Source organism: Micromonospora sp. CA-246542 (assembly GCF_050942905.1).
Classification (GTDB): domain Bacteria; phylum Actinomycetota; class Actinomycetes; order Mycobacteriales; family Micromonosporaceae; genus Micromonospora.
On the sequence record NZ_CP192040.1, the window covers coordinates 1,551,288 to 1,566,672 of the forward strand.

General features: G+C 71.1%; 12 protein-coding genes and 1 pseudogene. 9 read left to right on the top strand and 4 right to left on the bottom strand.

The genetic code is table 11. The annotated features are described in order from the left end of the window. Positions 1-353: 353 nt before the first annotated feature. The 7 genes and pseudogenes from rpsB to ACQP0N_RS07355 all read left to right on the top strand — a co-directional run bounded on the left by rpsB (position 354) and on the right by ACQP0N_RS07355 (position 8,175). Positions 354-1,256: a 30S ribosomal protein S2 gene (rpsB, locus tag ACQP0N_RS07325; protein ID WP_433118624.1), complete on the top strand. Its 903-nt coding sequence runs from the start codon at positions 354-356 to the stop codon at positions 1,254-1,256. Positions 1,257-1,390: 134 nt separating this feature from the next. After that, positions 1,391-2,218, top strand: a complete 828-nt coding sequence (gene tsf, locus ACQP0N_RS07330; protein ID WP_355051590.1) for a translation elongation factor Ts — start codon at positions 1,391-1,393, stop codon at positions 2,216-2,218. Positions 2,219-2,380: 162 nt separating this feature from the next. After that, positions 2,381-3,148, top strand: coding sequence for a UMP kinase (pyrH, locus tag ACQP0N_RS07335; protein ID WP_151490294.1), 768 nt, complete (start codon positions 2,381-2,383; stop codon positions 3,146-3,148). Positions 3,149-3,203: 55 nt separating this feature from the next. Continuing rightward, complete coding sequence (frr, locus tag ACQP0N_RS07340) at positions 3,204-3,761, top strand: ribosome recycling factor (RefSeq protein ID WP_088946658.1); 558 nt, start codon at positions 3,204-3,206, stop codon at positions 3,759-3,761. A 434-nt stretch (positions 3,762-4,195) separates the two neighbouring features. Then, positions 4,196-5,596 (top strand): phosphatidate cytidylyltransferase, encoded by a 1,401-nt coding sequence (locus ACQP0N_RS07345; RefSeq protein ID WP_433118627.1) that lies wholly within the window; start codon positions 4,196-4,198, stop codon positions 5,594-5,596. 104 nt (positions 5,597-5,700) lie between these two features. Continuing rightward, entirely contained in the window at positions 5,701-6,858 is a 1,158-nt protein-coding gene (gene rlmN, locus ACQP0N_RS07350; protein WP_355051592.1) for a 23S rRNA (adenine(2503)-C(2))-methyltransferase RlmN, read from the top strand. A 31-nt stretch (positions 6,859-6,889) separates the two neighbouring features. Further along, positions 6,890-8,175: pseudogene (locus tag ACQP0N_RS07355) on the top strand (DivIVA domain-containing protein). 87 nt (positions 8,176-8,262) lie between these two features. Here ACQP0N_RS07355 and ACQP0N_RS07360 read toward each other — a convergent pair. Then, positions 8,263-8,487, bottom strand: a complete 225-nt coding sequence (locus tag ACQP0N_RS07360; protein WP_007456591.1) for a DUF2631 domain-containing protein — start codon at positions 8,485-8,487, stop codon at positions 8,263-8,265. 198 nt (positions 8,488-8,685) lie between these two features. Between ACQP0N_RS07360 and ACQP0N_RS07365 the strand changes: the two genes are divergently transcribed. Next, positions 8,686-10,266 carry a Rieske 2Fe-2S domain-containing protein gene (locus ACQP0N_RS07365; protein WP_396805297.1) on the top strand — a complete coding sequence of 527 codons (1,581 nt, stop codon included), beginning with the start codon at positions 8,686-8,688 and terminating at the stop codon, positions 10,264-10,266. 170 nt (positions 10,267-10,436) lie between these two features. After that, positions 10,437-11,075, top strand: coding sequence for a TMEM175 family protein (locus ACQP0N_RS07370; protein WP_433121490.1), 639 nt, complete (start codon positions 10,437-10,439; stop codon positions 11,073-11,075). On the opposite strand, the gene ACQP0N_RS07375 is transcribed toward ACQP0N_RS07370, so the two are convergent. The 3 genes from ACQP0N_RS07375 to ACQP0N_RS07385 all read right to left on the bottom strand — a co-directional run bounded on the left by ACQP0N_RS07375 (position 11,064) and on the right by ACQP0N_RS07385 (position 15,286). Beyond that, positions 11,064-12,659 (bottom strand): phytoene desaturase family protein, encoded by a 1,596-nt coding sequence (locus tag ACQP0N_RS07375; RefSeq protein ID WP_433118630.1) that lies wholly within the window; start codon positions 12,657-12,659, stop codon positions 11,064-11,066. The genes ACQP0N_RS07370 and ACQP0N_RS07375 overlap by 12 nt on opposite strands. A 103-nt stretch (positions 12,660-12,762) precedes the next feature. Next, complete coding sequence (locus ACQP0N_RS07380; RefSeq protein ID WP_433118632.1) at positions 12,763-14,595, bottom strand: HAMP domain-containing sensor histidine kinase; 1,833 nt, start codon at positions 14,593-14,595, stop codon at positions 12,763-12,765. After that, complete coding sequence (locus ACQP0N_RS07385; RefSeq protein ID WP_433118634.1) at positions 14,585-15,286, bottom strand: response regulator transcription factor; 702 nt, start codon at positions 15,284-15,286, stop codon at positions 14,585-14,587. The genes ACQP0N_RS07380 and ACQP0N_RS07385 overlap by 11 nt, the downstream gene beginning before the upstream one ends. Positions 15,287-15,385 lie beyond the last annotated feature (99 nt).

Sequence of the window (15,385 nt, forward strand, 5' to 3'; positions counted from 1 at the left end):
CCGCCGCCCCGCCGGCTGACCCGCCGCCGTCCGCCCGGCGCGGTCGATGATCACGCAACATCCAGGAAATAGTGGCCTCTGGTGACGCGGAGGCCACTATTTCCCGGAACTAGCGCGATCTTGTCCGGCGGCGCGGCACCCCGGCACGCCGAAACCGGGGAGGGGCGTACACTGGCCAACTGGCGACCGCCTCGCGCGGTCGACCTCGCGCGCCCTCTTCACGAATCGTCGTGTAGCGACGGCCTCCCTGGTCCCGATCTTGATCGGGTCCACCATGGGCCGGCGACCAGGCGCCAGGACGCCCGGCCACCGGCCGGGCGTGACAACCAGGGATCTTGAGGAGTACCCACACCATGGCCGTCGTGACCATGCGTCAGCTGCTGGAGAGCGGTGTCCACTTCGGGCACCAGACCCGGCGCTGGAACCCGAAGATGAAGCGCTTCATCATGACCGAGCGCAACGGCATCTACATCATCGACCTGCGCCAGACTCTCGACTACATCGAGAAGGCGTACGAGTTCGTGCGTGGGACCGTCGCGGAGGGTGGCAGCATCCTCTTCGTCGGTACCAAGAAGCAGGCCCAGGAGGCCATCGCCGAGCAGGCGACCCGGGTCGGTCAGCCGTACGTCAACCACCGCTGGCTCGGTGGCATGCTGACCAACTTCCAGACGGTGTACAAGCGGCTCCAGCGGATGAAGGAGCTGGAGGCCCTTGGTGACCTGAGCGGCACCGCCGCCGGTTACACCAAGAAGGAGACCCTGCAGCTCTCCCGCGAGAAGATCAAGCTCACCCGCACCCTGGGTGGTCTGCGGGACATGCAGAAGCTGCCGGCCGCCGTCTGGATCGTCGACACCAAGAAGGAGCACATCGCCGTCGACGAGGCCCGCAAGCTGGGCATCCCGGTGATCGCCGTCCTCGACACCAACTGCGACCCGGACGAGGTCGACTTCCCGATCCCGGGCAACGACGACGCCATCCGCTCGGCCGAGCTGCTGACCAAGGTTGTCGCCGCCGCCGTCGCGGACGGTCTGATCGCGCGTTCCGGCCGTCGCCGGGGCGGGGACGAGAAGCCCGAGGGTGTCGCGAGCGACGAGCCGCTGGCCGAGTGGGAGCGCGAGCTGCTGGAGCCGAAGAAGGCCGACGAGTCGGCCGCCCCGGCCGAGCAGCCGGCCGCTGCCGCCGCCGAGCAGCCCGCCGCCACCGAGCAGCCGGCGCAGGCCGCCACCGAGCAGCCGGCGGCCGCGACCGCGGAGTGATCGCATCGTCGCCGCCCCGCCGTCCGTTTTCACTGACGGCGGGCGGCGACGGTACGACGGGCACGTTCGGCCCGATTCCGGGTAACCGGCACCTCTGACCATCCACACGCCGACTCAACATCGAAGAGAGAGCCATGTCCCAAATCACCGCCGCGGACGTCAAGAAGCTCCGCGACCTCACCGGCGCCGGCATGATGGACAGCAAGAAGGCGCTGACCGAGGCCGAGGGCGACTTCGACAAGGCCGTCGAGATCCTGCGCGTCAAGGGCGCGAAGGACGTCGGCAAGCGGGCTGGCCGTACGGCCGCCAACGGTCTGGTCGCCCACTCCGGCAAGGCCCTGCTCGAGCTCAACTGCGAGACCGACTTCGTCGCCAAGACCGAGTCGTTCATCGCGCTGGCCCAGCAGCTGGTCGAGCACGGCGAGCGTTCCGGCGTGACCAACGCCGAGGAGCTGCTCGCCTCCGAGCTGGACGGCAAGGTCGTCGCGGACCTGATCCAGGAGCAGTCCGCCAAGATCGGCGAGAAGCTGGTGCTCAACCGGTTCGCCAAGGTCGAGGGCACCACCGCGGTCTACCTGCACCGCAAGGCCCAGGACCTGCCGCCGGCCGTCGGCGTGCTGGTGTCGTACACCGGCAAGAGCGACGAGGCGGGCGACGCTGACGCCCGCGGCGTCGCGATGCAGATCGCGGCCATGCGGCCGAAGTACCTCAGCCGTGACGAGGTTCCGGCTGACGTTGTCGAGTCCGAGCGGCGCATCGCCGAGCAGACCGCCCGCGAGGAGAACAAGCCCGAGGCGGCCCTGCCGAAGATCGTCGAGGGCCGGGTGAACGCCTTCTTCAAGGACTACGTCCTGGTCGAGCAGGCGTCGGTGGCCGACAACAAGAAGTCGGTGAAGCAGGTGCTGGCCGAGGCCGGCATCGAGGTGACCCGCTTCGTGCGGTTCGAGGTCGGCCAGGCCTGAGCCGCCACCGGGCGCCACGCGTGCCCGTGGGCAGGAGACGTCGAACGAGGAGGCCGCCGGTGTACGTGACAGGCACCGCGGCCTCCTCGTCACATAGGGTCGGCAGCGGCAGGTTCGCGGTAACGCCTCGCCCGGGGCGTGCGCGTGGGGAAGGCGGGGCGGATGACGCAGGTTGTGAGTGACCGGACGCTGGCGGTGGACGACCCGACGGCGCCGCCGCCCGGGCGGGCCCGTCGGGTGGTGCTGAAGCTCTCCGGTGAGGTGTTCGGCGGGGGCGCGATCGGCGTCGACCCGGACGTCGTGCAGGCCATCGCCCGCCAGATCGCCACCGTGGTCCGCCGCGGCGTGCAGGTCTCGGTGGTGGTCGGAGGGGGCAACTTCTTCCGCGGCGCGGAGCTGCAGAAGCGCGGGATGGACCGCGCTCGCGCCGACTACATGGGCATGCTCGGCACCGTGATGAACTGCCTCGCGTTGCAGGACTTCCTGGAGAAGGAGGGTATCGAGACGCGGGTGCAGAGCGCCATCACGATGGCCCAGGTCGCCGAGCCGTACATCCCGCTGCGGGCGATCCGGCACCTGGAGAAGGGCCGCGTGGTCATCTTCGGCGCCGGCGCCGGCATGCCGTACTTCTCGACCGACACCGTGGCCGCCCAGCGGGCGCTGGAGATCCGCGCCGACGTGGTGCTCATGAGCAAGAACGGCGTGGACGGCGTCTACACGGCCGACCCGCGGATCGACCCGACCGCCAGCAAGCTCGATTCGATCACCTTCTCCGAGGTGCTGCGCCGCAACCTGCGGGTGGCCGACGCGGCCGCGTTCAGCCTCTGCATGGAGAACGGCCTGCCGATGCTGGTCTTCGGCGCGCAGGGTGACGACACCATCATCCGCGCGGTGGGTGGCGACAAGATCGGCACCCTGATCACCGCTTGAGCCTGACGACTTTCAGCAGAGCCCACGACGAGCACAGAAGGAGGCGAGGAGACCGGTGATCGACGACACCCTCCTCGAGGCCGAGGAGAAGATGGAGCGTGCTGTCGAGCACGCCAAGGAGGAGTTCGGCGCCATCCGCACCGGTCGCGCCAACGCCGCCATGTTCTCCAAGGTCATCATCGACTACTACGGCACGCCCACGCCGCTGACCCAGATGGCGTCCATCGCGGTTCCCGAGCCGCGCATGGCCATCATCAAGCCGTACGACAACTCGCAGATCAACGCGATGGAGAAGGCGATCCGCGACTCGGACCTCGGGGTGAACCCGAACAACGAGGGCAACCAGCTGCGCATCCTGCTCCCGCAGATGACCGAGGAGCGCCGCCGCGACATGATCAAGGTGGCCCGGCACAAGGGCGAGGAGGCCAAGGTGGCCATCCGGAACGTCCGCCGCCGTGGCAAGGAGGAGCTGGACCGGATCGTCAAGGACGGCGAGGCCGGCGAGGACGACGGCCGCCGCGCCGAGAAGGAACTCGACGATCTGACGCAGCGCTACGTCGCCAGCATCGACGACCTGGTCAAGCACAAGGAGACCGAGCTGCTGGAGGTGTGACCACCGCCGGCTCGTCACGACGAGGCCCGACCCGATCAACGGGGCGGGCCTCGCCCCTTTTTTCGGGTCCGTCCCCGCGGCCAGACCCGCGACCAGCCGGGCCCCGCGGACCTGTCGTGGCCCCTTTGCTCTGCTTCAACGGAGGCAACACCTCGCGTCCGGTATCCGGACATCGACTGTCGCCTCCGCTGAAGCAGTGCAAAGGACGTGAAGAGAGGGGTCGGCGCCGGAGGCGTACGCCGAGGGGCGGGCCAGCGTCCGCCTCGCCTCGCCGGAGAGTGCAGTAGGCTCGGCAGGATTCCCGGTCACCGGGCGGTGAACACCGGGAATCGAACGACCGTCACGGCGGTCGAGCCGGAGGAACAGTCGCGCTTGTAGGGGATGCTTGTGGTCTTGCGTCATGTGGTGGCACTCGCGCTCCGACACGGTGCGTGATGTCCCGCCCCGACCCCTACGGCGGCGAGCCGCGCGGCTGGGATCGGCCGGAGCGCCCGGTCGCCCTGCCCTGGCCCGAGCAGGAGCTGGAGGCCGGCCAGTGGAGCCGCCGTCCGGCCGCCGGGCCTGAGCTGTACACCGAGCCCCACAGCCGCGCGTACGCCGAGCCGCAGTCACCGGACCCGTACGACGAGCGTGGTCGGGCCGTCCGCCCGGACGACCGGGACCGTTTCGACGACCGGGGTCCTTACGGCGACCGCCCACCGGCCGGTGACCCCACGCCGCGCTACGACATCCGCGACGCCGGGCCCCGTTACGACGACCGCGACGCTCCACCGCGCTACGACGACCGCGACGACCCGCGATACGACATCCGCGACGCCGGGCCCCGCTACGACGACCGCGACGCCAGGCCCCGCTACGACGACGATGCCGGTTTCCCCACGGCGCAGCTCGCGCCCATCGGCGCCGAGATCCTGCCGGACGACGACCCGATCACCGACCCGGAGCCGCCGGTGGGTCGGCGGCCGAAGGGACGCCGACGGGCCAGCGTCGACCGACCGGCGACACAGCAGGTGGGTACCGGACGAGCCGGCCGCAACCTGCCGGCGGCGATCGGTGTCGGCCTCGCCCTGGGCGCGCTGATCGTGGTGCCGTTGGCCGTCTATCCGCCGGCGTTCCTGCCGGTGATCGCCGCCGCCGTCGCCATCGGCATCTGGGAGATGGCCCGGGCGGTCCGGCGCAGCGGCGCTCATCCGCCGCTGGTGCCGCTGCTCGCCGGTGGAGTCCTGACCGTGGGTCTGGCCTGGTTCGCCGGCCCGGACGCGCTCAGCCTCGGGCTGCTGGTGACGGTGCTCGGCACGATGATCTGGCGGTTGGGTGACGGCCCGTCCGGCTTCCAGCGGGATCTGACCGCCGCCACGCTGATCGCCGTCTACGTGCCGTTCCTCGCGGGTTTCGCGGCGTTGCTGGCGGCGGCCCCGGACGACGGTCGGCTGCGCATCCTGGCCACGCTGATCGCGGTGGTCCTCTCCGACACCGGCGGGTACGCGGCGGGCGTCTCCTTCGGCCGGCATCCGATGGCTCCGTCCATCAGCCCGAAGAAGTCCTGGGAGGGGTTCGCCGGCTCGGTGACCGCGGCGGCGCTGGGCAGCGCCCTGCTGCTGTGGCTGATGTTCGACCTGGCACCGTGGTGGGGCGCGGTGTTCGGGGTGGCCGTCTCCTGCGCGGCGGTCCTCGGCGACCTCGCCGAGTCGATGATCAAGCGGGATCTCGGTATCAAGGACATGAGCAACCTGCTGCCGGGGCACGGTGGCCTGATGGACCGGCTGGACTCGATCCTGTTCGCGGTGCCGACCGCCTACCTGTTGCTCGCGATCTTCGTGCCGCTGGTGGGGTGAGGCATGCGTCACCATGGCGGGAGCGCTGCCGACCGACGCCGGGGGCCGGTTCGGCACCTCCGGACGGGTGCCGAACGCTTCAGGCGTGACACACTGGACCGGCCATGACGAGTCTGCCGCTGATCCCCGCCATCTCGGACGCCCCCACCGCACGCCGGGCCTCCATGCCACCGCAGCACCTTGCTGACCTGGACCTGGCCGGCCGCCAGTCGCTGGTCGCCGGGCTGGGCGAGCCCGCCTTCCGTGCCAAGCAGATCTCCAACCACTACTTCGGGCGGCTGGTACGCGACCCGCAGGCGATGACCGATCTGCCCGCCGCGACCCGTGCGCGCCTGGCCGACGAGTTGCTACCCACGCTGCTCACGCCGGTGCGCGAGTTGGCCTGCGACGACGGCGCGACCCGCAAGGCGCTCTGGAAGCTGCACGACGGCGCGTTGGTGGAGAGCGTGCTGATGGGCTACCCGGACCGGGTCACGGTCTGCATCTCCAGCCAGGCGGGCTGCGGCATGGCCTGCCCGTTCTGCGCCACCGGCCAGGCCGGGCTGACCCGCAACCTGTCCACCGCCGAGATCGTCGACCAGGCGGTCTACCTGGCCGGGGTGGCGGCCTCCGGCGCGGTCGCCGGCTCACCGCCGCGGCTGTCGCACGTCGTGTTCATGGGCATGGGCGAACCGTTGGCCAACTACAACCGGGTCATCGCGGCGATCCGTCGGCTGGTCAGCCCCGCTCCGGAAGGGCTCGGCCTGTCCCAGCGGCACATCACCGTTTCCACGGTCGGCCTGGTTCCGGCCATCCGCCGACTGGCCAGCGAAGACCTCTCTGTGACCCTTGCGTTGTCGTTGCACGCGCCCGATGATGATCTGCGCGACGAACTCGTGCCGGTAAACCAGCGCTGGAAGGTAGCCGAGGTGCTGGACGCAGCGTGGGACTATGCCGCCCGGACGGGCCGTCGCGTGTCCATCGAGTACGCAATGATCAAGGACGTGAACGACCAGCCGTGGCGAGCTGACCTGCTCGGGCGGCTGTTGGCCGGCAAGTTGGCGCATGTGAACCTCATCCCGCTCAATCCGACCCCGGGCAGCCGCTGGGACGCGAGCCCGAAGCCGGTCGAGCGGGAGTTCGTCCGGCGCTTGCGCGACGCGGGCGTCTCCACCACCGTACGGGACACCCGGGGTCGCGAGATCGACGGCGCGTGTGGCCAGCTCGCCGCCGCCGAGGACACCGACACCTTCACCGACCGCGCCGAAGAGGCACCGGCGTGACCGGGCGTGGCGAACGACACCAGGAGACATAGTGGCGAGTCAGGGTCAGCGTTTCCGGCGCAAGGCGGTTCGCCGGGGATACAAGGTCGACGAGGTGGACGCCTTCCTCGACCGGGTCGAGGCGACGCTCGACGGCCGACAGGTCGGTGCGCCCGTCGCCTCGCAGGAGGTCCACGACGTCGTCTTCCGGGTCCGGTTCAACGGCTATGACGAGTGGCAGGTCGACCTGCACCTGGACCGGGTCGAGCGACAGCTGGCCGAGTTGGAGGAGCGCAACAGCGCCGGACGCGGCGGCGATCCTCGGATGGGTGACCGGATGGGTCCCCCGGACCGGATGGGTCCGCCGATGCGCGACGACCGTGGCGGCATGCCGCAGCCGATGCCTCCCCGCCCGATGCCCGCCCAGGCCGGTCCGCCGGCCGACCGCTACGGCCGGTACGACGAGCCCACCGGCGCCTTCGCCGGCGGGTACGACGCCCCCGGGGCGGCTACGACGCGCAGCGCGGCCCTGGCCCTGGTGGCCCCGGCCCCGGCCCGGGCGGTCCCGGCCCGATGGGGCCCGGCGGCCCGATGGGTGGGCACGGCCTGCCGCCGCGCGGCCTGCCGGCCGGTCCGGGTGGTTACGGTCCGCCGGACGATCAGCGCATGCCGGGTGGTTACGGTCCGCCGGACGATCAGCGCATGCCCGGTGGCTACGGTCCGCCGGACGATCAGCGGATGCCCGGTGGCTACGGCCCGCCGGACGATCAGCGGATGCCCGGTGGCTACGGCCCGCCGGATGACCAGCGGATGCCCGGTGGCTACGGCCCGCCCGACGGTCCGCGAGCGCCCGGTGGCTACCCGTCGCCGGAGGAGCCGCGCTTCGACGGCTTCGAGGCCGGCCGGCGTGCCCGCGCCGACATGACGGCCGAGATCCGGATGCCCGAGCGTGACCTGCGTGACCTGCGGCGCGGCCCGGCCGGTCCGCCGCCGATGCCGCAGCAGGGCATCGGCGGTCCGCCGATGGCCGGCCCGCCCGCCGTCGCCGGTCCGCCGATGGGTGGTCCGCCGATGGCCGGCCCGCCCGGCAGCGACCTGTACCGGGTCGACCAGATCCGCCGCCGGTTCCAGGTCCGTCGCTTCGGCAGCGGGTACGACCCGGACCAGGTGGACCAGTTCTTCGAGTCCCTGCTCGGCGGCATGCAGCGTCGCAACCCGATGCCGGTCGACCCGAAGGACCTGGACACGCTCCGGTTCGGTCTGGTGCCCGGCGGCTACTTCGAGGCCGAGGTCGACGCGGCGCTCAAGGACGTGCAGGACATCCTGTTCGGGCGCTGACCCGGACGCGTACACAAACGAGGGCCCGTCCCCGGGTGGGGGCGGGCCCTCGGCGTTTGTCGGCCGGTCGACCGGCGGACGGCTGGGTCAGGAGCGCAGACCGTTGCGCCGCAGCACGGCATCGCCGATCACGATGACCAGCAGCAGCGCGGCGAGGCCGACCAGCCAGATGTCCTCGACCCTGCCTTCGTGGTTGCCGCAGAACGCCATGACGACCAGCGCCAGCGCGGACAGCACGGCGCCGATGCGCCCCGACTTGCGGTGCCCCGGCTTGTGCTGGTCCGGCGACGTTACCGGCTCGCTTCCTGCCACTGTCGGTCCTTCCCTCGCGATCGGATCTTTGGTTAGTCTGGCACGCCTCCCGCCCGGGGCGGTGCGGTGGGGGTTTCCCGCCCATGCAGCCCTGCCCGCCCAGGCCGGACGGCTCTACGGGCGTCGAGGGGTGGCGGTCAGACTCACTCCGGTAGCGTTTGGCGTACACCTGATTGTCTGTTTGAGGGGGACTGTGCGGTGCGAGTGACCGGAACCGGGCACGCCAGCATGCGGATCGACACGGCCGCGGGCAGCATCCTGTGCGACCCGTGGGTCAATCCGGCCTACTTCGCCTCGTGGTTCCCCTTCCCGGACAATTCGCTGCTCGACTGGGAGACGCTGGGTCAGGTCGACTACCTGTACGTCTCCCACCTGCACCGGGACCACTTCGACGCGAAGCACCTGCGGGACCACATCTCGAAGGACGCCACGGTCCTGCTTCCCGAGTTCCCCACCTCCGAGATGGAGGACGAGTTCCGGGCGTTGGGCTTCACCAAGTTCCTGAAGGCGCCCAACGAGCAGGTCGTGGAGCTGCCCGGCGGCCTGAAGATCATGATCCAGGCGTTGACCAGCCCCACCGACGGCCCGATCGGCGACTCGTCGCTCTGGGTCGAGTACGACGGGGTGCGGCTGCTGAACCAGAACGACGCCCGCCCCACCGACCTGAGCGTCTTCGCCGAGCTGGGGCACGTGCACGCGCACCTGCTCCAGTTCTCCGGGGCCATCTGGTATCCGATGGTCTACGAGCTGCCGCAGGCGGCGAAGACCGCGTTCGGCAAGCAGAAGCGCGACCGGCAGTTCGACCGGACGTGGCGGTACATCGACGACCTGAAGGCCGACCACGTCTTCCCGATCGCCGGCCCGCCGTGCTTCCTCGACGACGAGCTGTGGCAGTTCAACGACATCCACGGCGACGAGGGCAACATCTTCCCCGACCAGTCGGTGTTCCTGAGCGAGTACGCGAAGGTCGGCGGCACCAACGGCATCGTGCTGCTGCCGGGCAGCGTCGCCGAGGTCACCACCGAGGGCGCGAGCACCACCCACCCGGTGCCGGTCGAGGAGTTCTTCGCGAACAAGGTCGCCCACCTGGAGGAGATGCGGGAGCGTAAGCGCCCGATCATCGAGGCGGAGAAGGCATCCTGGCGGCACCCCGAGGTGGACGTGCTCGGCGAGATGAAGCGCCGGATCGAGCCGTTGCTCGACGAGTCGATCTACCTGGCCAAGGGGGTCGGCGGCCCGGTCCGTTTCGACCTGGTGGGGTACGACGGGGAGAGCGTCGAGTCCATCGTGGTGGACTTCCCGGGCAAGGAGGTCCGGCCGTACGCGGACGAGAAGGTGCGGTACCGGTTCCGGACCGAGCGGTCGCTGATCGAGCACCTGCTCTTCATCGACGAGGTGGACTGGGTCAACTCGCTCTTCCTGTCCTGCCGGTTCTCGGCGGCGCGGATCGGCCAGTACAACGAGTTCGTCTACGCGTTCTTCAAGTGCCTGTCCGAGGAGCGGCTCCAGTACGCCGAGGGCTGGTACGACGAGCATGAACGCAGCACCGACGCCGAGGACATCACGTTGGGCGACTGGGTGGTGCAGCGGCGCTGCCCGCACCTGAAGGCGGATCTGACCCGCTTCGGCATCGTCGAGGGTGACCAGCTCACCTGCCAGCTGCACGGTTGGCGCTTCGACCTGCCCAGCGGCCGCTGCCTGACCAGCGTCGGCCACAAGGTGAGAGCCCACCGGGTCGACGCGGAAACCCCCGCCCCCGCCGGCGAAGCCCTCTCCTAGCCCGCGATCTTGCACTTTCGGTGGGGGCAAAGCACCGCATTCGCCCCGCAACGGCGACCGAAAGTGCAAGATCGCGGGAGGGGGTGCGCGCGAGACGCACCACCGAGAGCGGGGCGGACGTGGCAGGGGCGGACGCGCGGAAGGACTACCGGTACGGGCGCGGTCGGGAGATGGCCCGGGACGCGGCGCGGGTCGAGACGTTCAGCGACGGGGTCTTCGGGGTCGTCCTGACGGTGATGGCCGTCGAACTGCTCCAGACCGGCCCGGCCCGCGAGGGCGGAAGGGAGCTTCCCGCCGCCCTCGCCCACGCCTGGCCGTCCTACCTGGCGTACGTGATCACCTTCGGGATCGCCGGTCAGGTCTGGATCGCCCACCACAACATCTGGCGGTACGTGGTCCGGGTCGACCAGATGCTGCTGGTGCTCAACCTGCTCGTGCTGCTCTTCATCGCCACCATCCCGTTCACGGCCGACCTGTTGTCGGACAACCTGCGGGGCAGCGCCACCGAGCAACGGCTGACCGCCGCCCTCTACCTCGGCACCGTGCTCGGTGAGGCGATCTTCGTGAACCTGAGCTGGTGGTGGGCCCGCCGCGCCAGGCTGCTGCACGCCGACCTGGATCCCCGGTTGGCTCGGGCGATCGCCCGGCGGATACGGCTGAAGCCCGTGCTCTACCTGGTCGCCTTCGCCACCGTCTTCGTCGACCCGATCCTGAGCCTTTGCGCGTACCTCCTGCTGGTCGGCTTCTATCTCATCGGCGGCCCGGGTGACCTCCGCCCGTACGCGCGCCGGGCCGAGTCAACTACCTAGGTCCGCGAGGATCCGGCGGGCCGCGTTGTGGCCGGCCGCGCCGATCACGCTGCCGGCGGGGTGGCAGCCGGCGCTGCCCGCGTACACGCCGTCGATGCCGGTGGCGTACGGCATCCGGTCGGTGAACGAGACGGTGTTGTCGACGTGGTGGATGTGCCCCCCGGTGATGCCGAAGTGCGCCTCGATGCCCGGCGGGGGCAGCGGCACCGCGTCGGCGATCAGGTCGGCGGTGCCGGGGGCGTACCGTTCGACGATCTCGACGAGTCGGTCGACGTAGCCGGGCAGTTGCGCGTCCCAGGTGGTGCCGGTCAGCTCGTAGGGCACCGACTGGACGAACAGCGCCGACGAGTGGTGCCCGGCCGCGTCGGAGAGCGACGGGTCGACGGTGGTGTGCAGGTACCACTCGATGGTCGGCTCGGCCGGCAGCCGCCCGGCCTGCACGTCCGCCCACATGTCGCGCAGCGCGGCCATCGGCGAGGTGGCGTCCCCGCCGACCAGCGACGCGGAGCCGGGCAGCAGGTGGATCGTCGACCCGAACGGGCTCGGCGCGTCGGCCGGCAGGCAGGAGAAGCGGGGCAGGCCGCGCAGCGCCAGGTTGAGCTTGAGGGTGGTGCCGGGCCGGCGGACCGCCGCCATCTGATCGCCGAGTCGCGCCGGGAGCGCGCCGTCGGGCAACAGCTCCATCAGCCGGTACGGATCACACGCGCCGAGCACCACCCGGGCGCTGACCTCCCGGCCGTCGGCCAACACCACTCCGCTCGCCGCGCCGCCGTCCAGGGTCACCGCGCTGACCGGCGTACCGGTCAGGATCCTCGCCCCGGCGGCGCGGGCGGCGTCGGCGAACGTCCGCGAGACGGTGCCCATGCCGCCCTCGGCGATCATCCAGGTGCCACCCGAGCCGGGCAGCCGGCACATGTTGTGCACGAGGAAGTTGTGACCCGTTCCGGGGTCGTCCGGGCCGGCGTTGAGGCCGGAAAGGCCGTCGGTGACCGCGTACATGCTGACCAGCAGTTCGGAGCGGAACTCGAAGCGGGCCAGGTAGTCGGCGACCGACCCGCGGACCAGGTCGACGAAGACCTGCCGCAGTGCCGGGCGGACGTGCCGCTCGGCGGTCTCCTCGACGCTCAGGGGCTCGGCCAGCCAGGCGGGGGCGAGGTCCTCGCGTAGCGCGGCCAGTTCGGCCTGCATGGCGTCGTCGGCGGCCACGTCGGCGGGGGAGAAGAACTCGGTGAGCTGCGCCCGGGTGGCGGCGGTGTCACTGCCGAAGAGCAGGTACGGCGAGCCGAGGCCACCCGGCGTGGGCAGGAAGTAGTGCGGGTCGCGGCGCAGCACCGGGATGCGTACGTCGAGGGTGGCGAGCAGCTCCGGTGGCATCAGCCCGAGCAGGTACGAGCCGGTGGAGTGGCGCAGCCCCGGCACCTTCGGGAACGGGTTCTCGGTGCGGGTAGCGCCGCCGATCACGTCGGCGGCCTCGACCACGAGGACGTCCAGACCCGCGCGGGCCAGCAGAACCGCGGAGACCAGACCGTTGTGCCCGGCCCCGACGATGACCACGTCCGCCCGGGCGGGAATCTCACCACTCATGCCGCCGCAGCCTAGTCCCACCACCCCCACCACCGCCCGCTGCAACCCGTTGATCAAGAGGTTCGCGTCAGGAAACGCCGTCCGGATGACGCGAACCTCTTGATCACCTGGGGTGGGTGGGGAGGTGGACCGTGAAGGTCGAGCCCTTGGTGGGTTTGCTTTCGACCTGGACCGTGCCTTGGTGGGCTTCCACCAACTTGCGGACTATGGCCAGGCCCAGGCCGCTGCCGCCGGTCTGCCGGCTGCGGGACTTCTCCGCCCGCCAGAAACGGTCGAACACCCGGGGCAGATGCTCGGCGCTGATGCCGCTGCCCGTGTCGGCGACGGCGATGGTCACCTTTCCGCCGGCCGCCCCGGCGCTGATCGTGACGCGGCCGCCGGCCGGAGTGTGGCGTACCGCGTTGCCGACCAGGTTGCCGACGACCTGCCGCAGTCGCACCGGGTCGGCGTACACCTGCGGGTCGGCGTCGAGGAGCACCGACAGCGTCACGCCGGCCAGGTCGGCCTGCACGCGGTACGCCTCGGCCACCTGGCCCAGCAGGTCGGCGAGGTAGACCGTCTCGGGGTGCAGCCGTAGCGCGCCCGCCTCCGCCTCGGCGAGATCCTGTAGGTCGGCGATCACGTGTTGCAGCAACGTCGCCTCCTCCAGCAGCGACGACACCAACCTCCGGTCCAGCGGCGCGACACCGTCCTCGGCGGCCTCCAACCAGCCCCGGATGGTGGTGACCGGGGTGCGTAGCTCGTGGGCGATGTCGCTGACCATGGCGCGACGGAGTTGTTCGAGGCGTTCGCGCCGCTCGGACATGTCGTTGAACGCCTCGGCCAGCCGGGCGATCTCGTCCCGGCCGGTGACGCGGACACGGGCCGCGCCGTCGCCGTCGCGCATCCGCTGGGCCGCGCCGGTCAGCGCGTGCAGCGGACGGGTCAGCCGGACACCGGCCAGCACCGTGACACCGACGGTCACCAGCAGTACGAGACCGGCGACCGCCACGATGCGGGCCTGGTTGGTGCGGGACAGGTCGAAGGTCGTGGTGGGGCGACCGCCCGGATCGGAGACGAACAGGGTCGCCGCCGGGGCGACGTACGGGAGAAGTTGTTCCCTGCGGCTGGTGCCCAGACAGGCGTTGACGGCCTGGCTGTGGTCCTGGTCGGCCTCGGTGACGTCCGCGCGGCTGCTCCGCGTGGGGGCGGGCTGCGTCTTCCACGTCCAGTCCAGGTCGACGCTCACGGGCGCCAGTTTGCGACGGGCCAGACAGGTGTTCACCAGCGCGTTGAGCTGGGCCAGACCCTTGCGCTCGGTGGCCGTCGGAGTCGCCAGGTCCGCCCGTGGCCCGGCGCAGACGGGGTTGTCGCTCAGGTCGGCGCCGGGGGTCTCGATCCGGGGGCGGCCGGTGGGCTCCTCCCGCACGACGGCCGCGATCCTGGGCCGTACCCGCAGGCACAGCACGGCCTGGTCCGCCCGGTCGAGCAGCGTGCGGCGCTCGTCGGGCGGGAGCAGGTACGGGCCGGCGGCGCGGGGGTCGATCCGCGCGGCGTCGACGACCCCGGGGGAGCCCGGGGTCAGGGCGGTGTCGACGGCGAGCGCGTCGATGGTCGCGGAGGGCCTGGTGGGCAGCGGGCCGGCCTGCGGCGCCGAGTCGGCGAGTGGCGTACCCGATTCGGTGGTCAGTGTGATGCGTCGACCCACCTGTTCGGCGAGTGGTCGCAGGGCGGTGTCGACGCCGTCCCAGCTCGGGTGGGTCGCCGCGTAACCGATCAGGGTGTCGTAGATTCGGGCGTCGTCGGCGAGCGCCTGGCCCTGTTCCTGCCGGATCGCCCCGGTCGTGGTGCGGACGGCCAGCCAGGCCGTGGCGGCGATCGAGCCCACGGCGATGAGGACGGCCAGCGCGAGCAACCGGAGCAGCAGGCTGCGGTGCAGCGGCACTTTACGCCGCATGGTGGCTCGCCTCCGCCAGCTTGTAGCCCACGCCGTAGACGGTCAGCAGGCGGACCGGTCGGCGCGGGTTCGGCTCGATCTTCCGGCGCAGGTTCATGACATGGACGTCGACGGTCCGGCCGGTGATGTACCTGTCGAAGCCGTGCAGGTGGCCGAGGAGCTGGTCCCGGGTGAAGGCCCGTCCCGGCTGGGCGGCCATCGCCTGGAGCAGGTGGAACTCGCCCGGCGTGCACTCGACGCGTCGTCCGTCGACGCGTACCTCGTGGCGGATCGGGTCGACGTGCAGGTCGCCGACCCGCAGCACCGGGTCGGCCGCGTGCGTCGTCCGCTGGCTCCGGCGCAGCAGCGTCCGTACCCGGGCCACCAGCTCGCGTGGGCTGTACGGCTTCGTCAGGTAGTCGTCGGCGCCCAGGTCGAGGCCGAGCAGCAGGTCGTCCTCGGTGGCGCGGGCGGTCAGCATGAGCACGGGCAGGTCGGATTCCCGGCGCAGGATGCGGCAGACGTCCAGGCCGTCGACCTTCGGCATCATCACGTCGAGGATCAGCAGGTCCGGCGGGCGTTGGCGCAGGTGCTCCAGGGCGGCCCGCCCGTCGCCGACGACGACGACCGTGTGCCCCTCCCGCTCCAGGTAGCGGCGGACCAACTCGGCCTGCTTCTCGTCGTCCTCGGCTATCAGCACCCGCGCGGTCACGGCAGCGACTGTACGTGTTGCGGGCCGTCCGGAACCGCCCTCGGCGACGCCCGTGAGCTGGGGCTACCGGATGAGGACCGCTTCCTGACAGGTCTCTGA

Bases quoted from the DNA above. Each gene is read 5' to 3' on its own strand.
- ACQP0N_RS07380 (WP_433118632.1), bottom strand. From the start codon at position 14,595: ATGCGGCGTAAAGTGCCGCTGCACCGCAGCCTGCTGCTCCGGTTGCTC.
- ACQP0N_RS07370 (WP_433121490.1), top strand. From the start codon at position 10,437: ATGGCCCGGGACGCGGCGCGGGTCGAGACGTTCAGCGACGGGGTCTTC.
- rpsB (WP_433118624.1), top strand. From the start codon at position 354: ATGGCCGTCGTGACCATGCGTCAGCTGCTGGAGAGCGGTGTCCACTTC.
- pyrH (WP_151490294.1), top strand. From the start codon at position 2,381: ATGACGCAGGTTGTGAGTGACCGGACGCTGGCGGTGGACGACCCGACG.
- ACQP0N_RS07375 (WP_433118630.1), bottom strand. From the start codon at position 12,659: ATGAGTGGTGAGATTCCCGCCCGGGCGGACGTGGTCATCGTCGGGGCC.
- rlmN (WP_355051592.1), top strand. From the start codon at position 5,701: ATGACGAGTCTGCCGCTGATCCCCGCCATCTCGGACGCCCCCACCGCA.
- ACQP0N_RS07345 (WP_433118627.1), top strand. From the start codon at position 4,196: ATGTCCCGCCCCGACCCCTACGGCGGCGAGCCGCGCGGCTGGGATCGG.
- tsf (WP_355051590.1), top strand. From the start codon at position 1,391: ATGTCCCAAATCACCGCCGCGGACGTCAAGAAGCTCCGCGACCTCACC.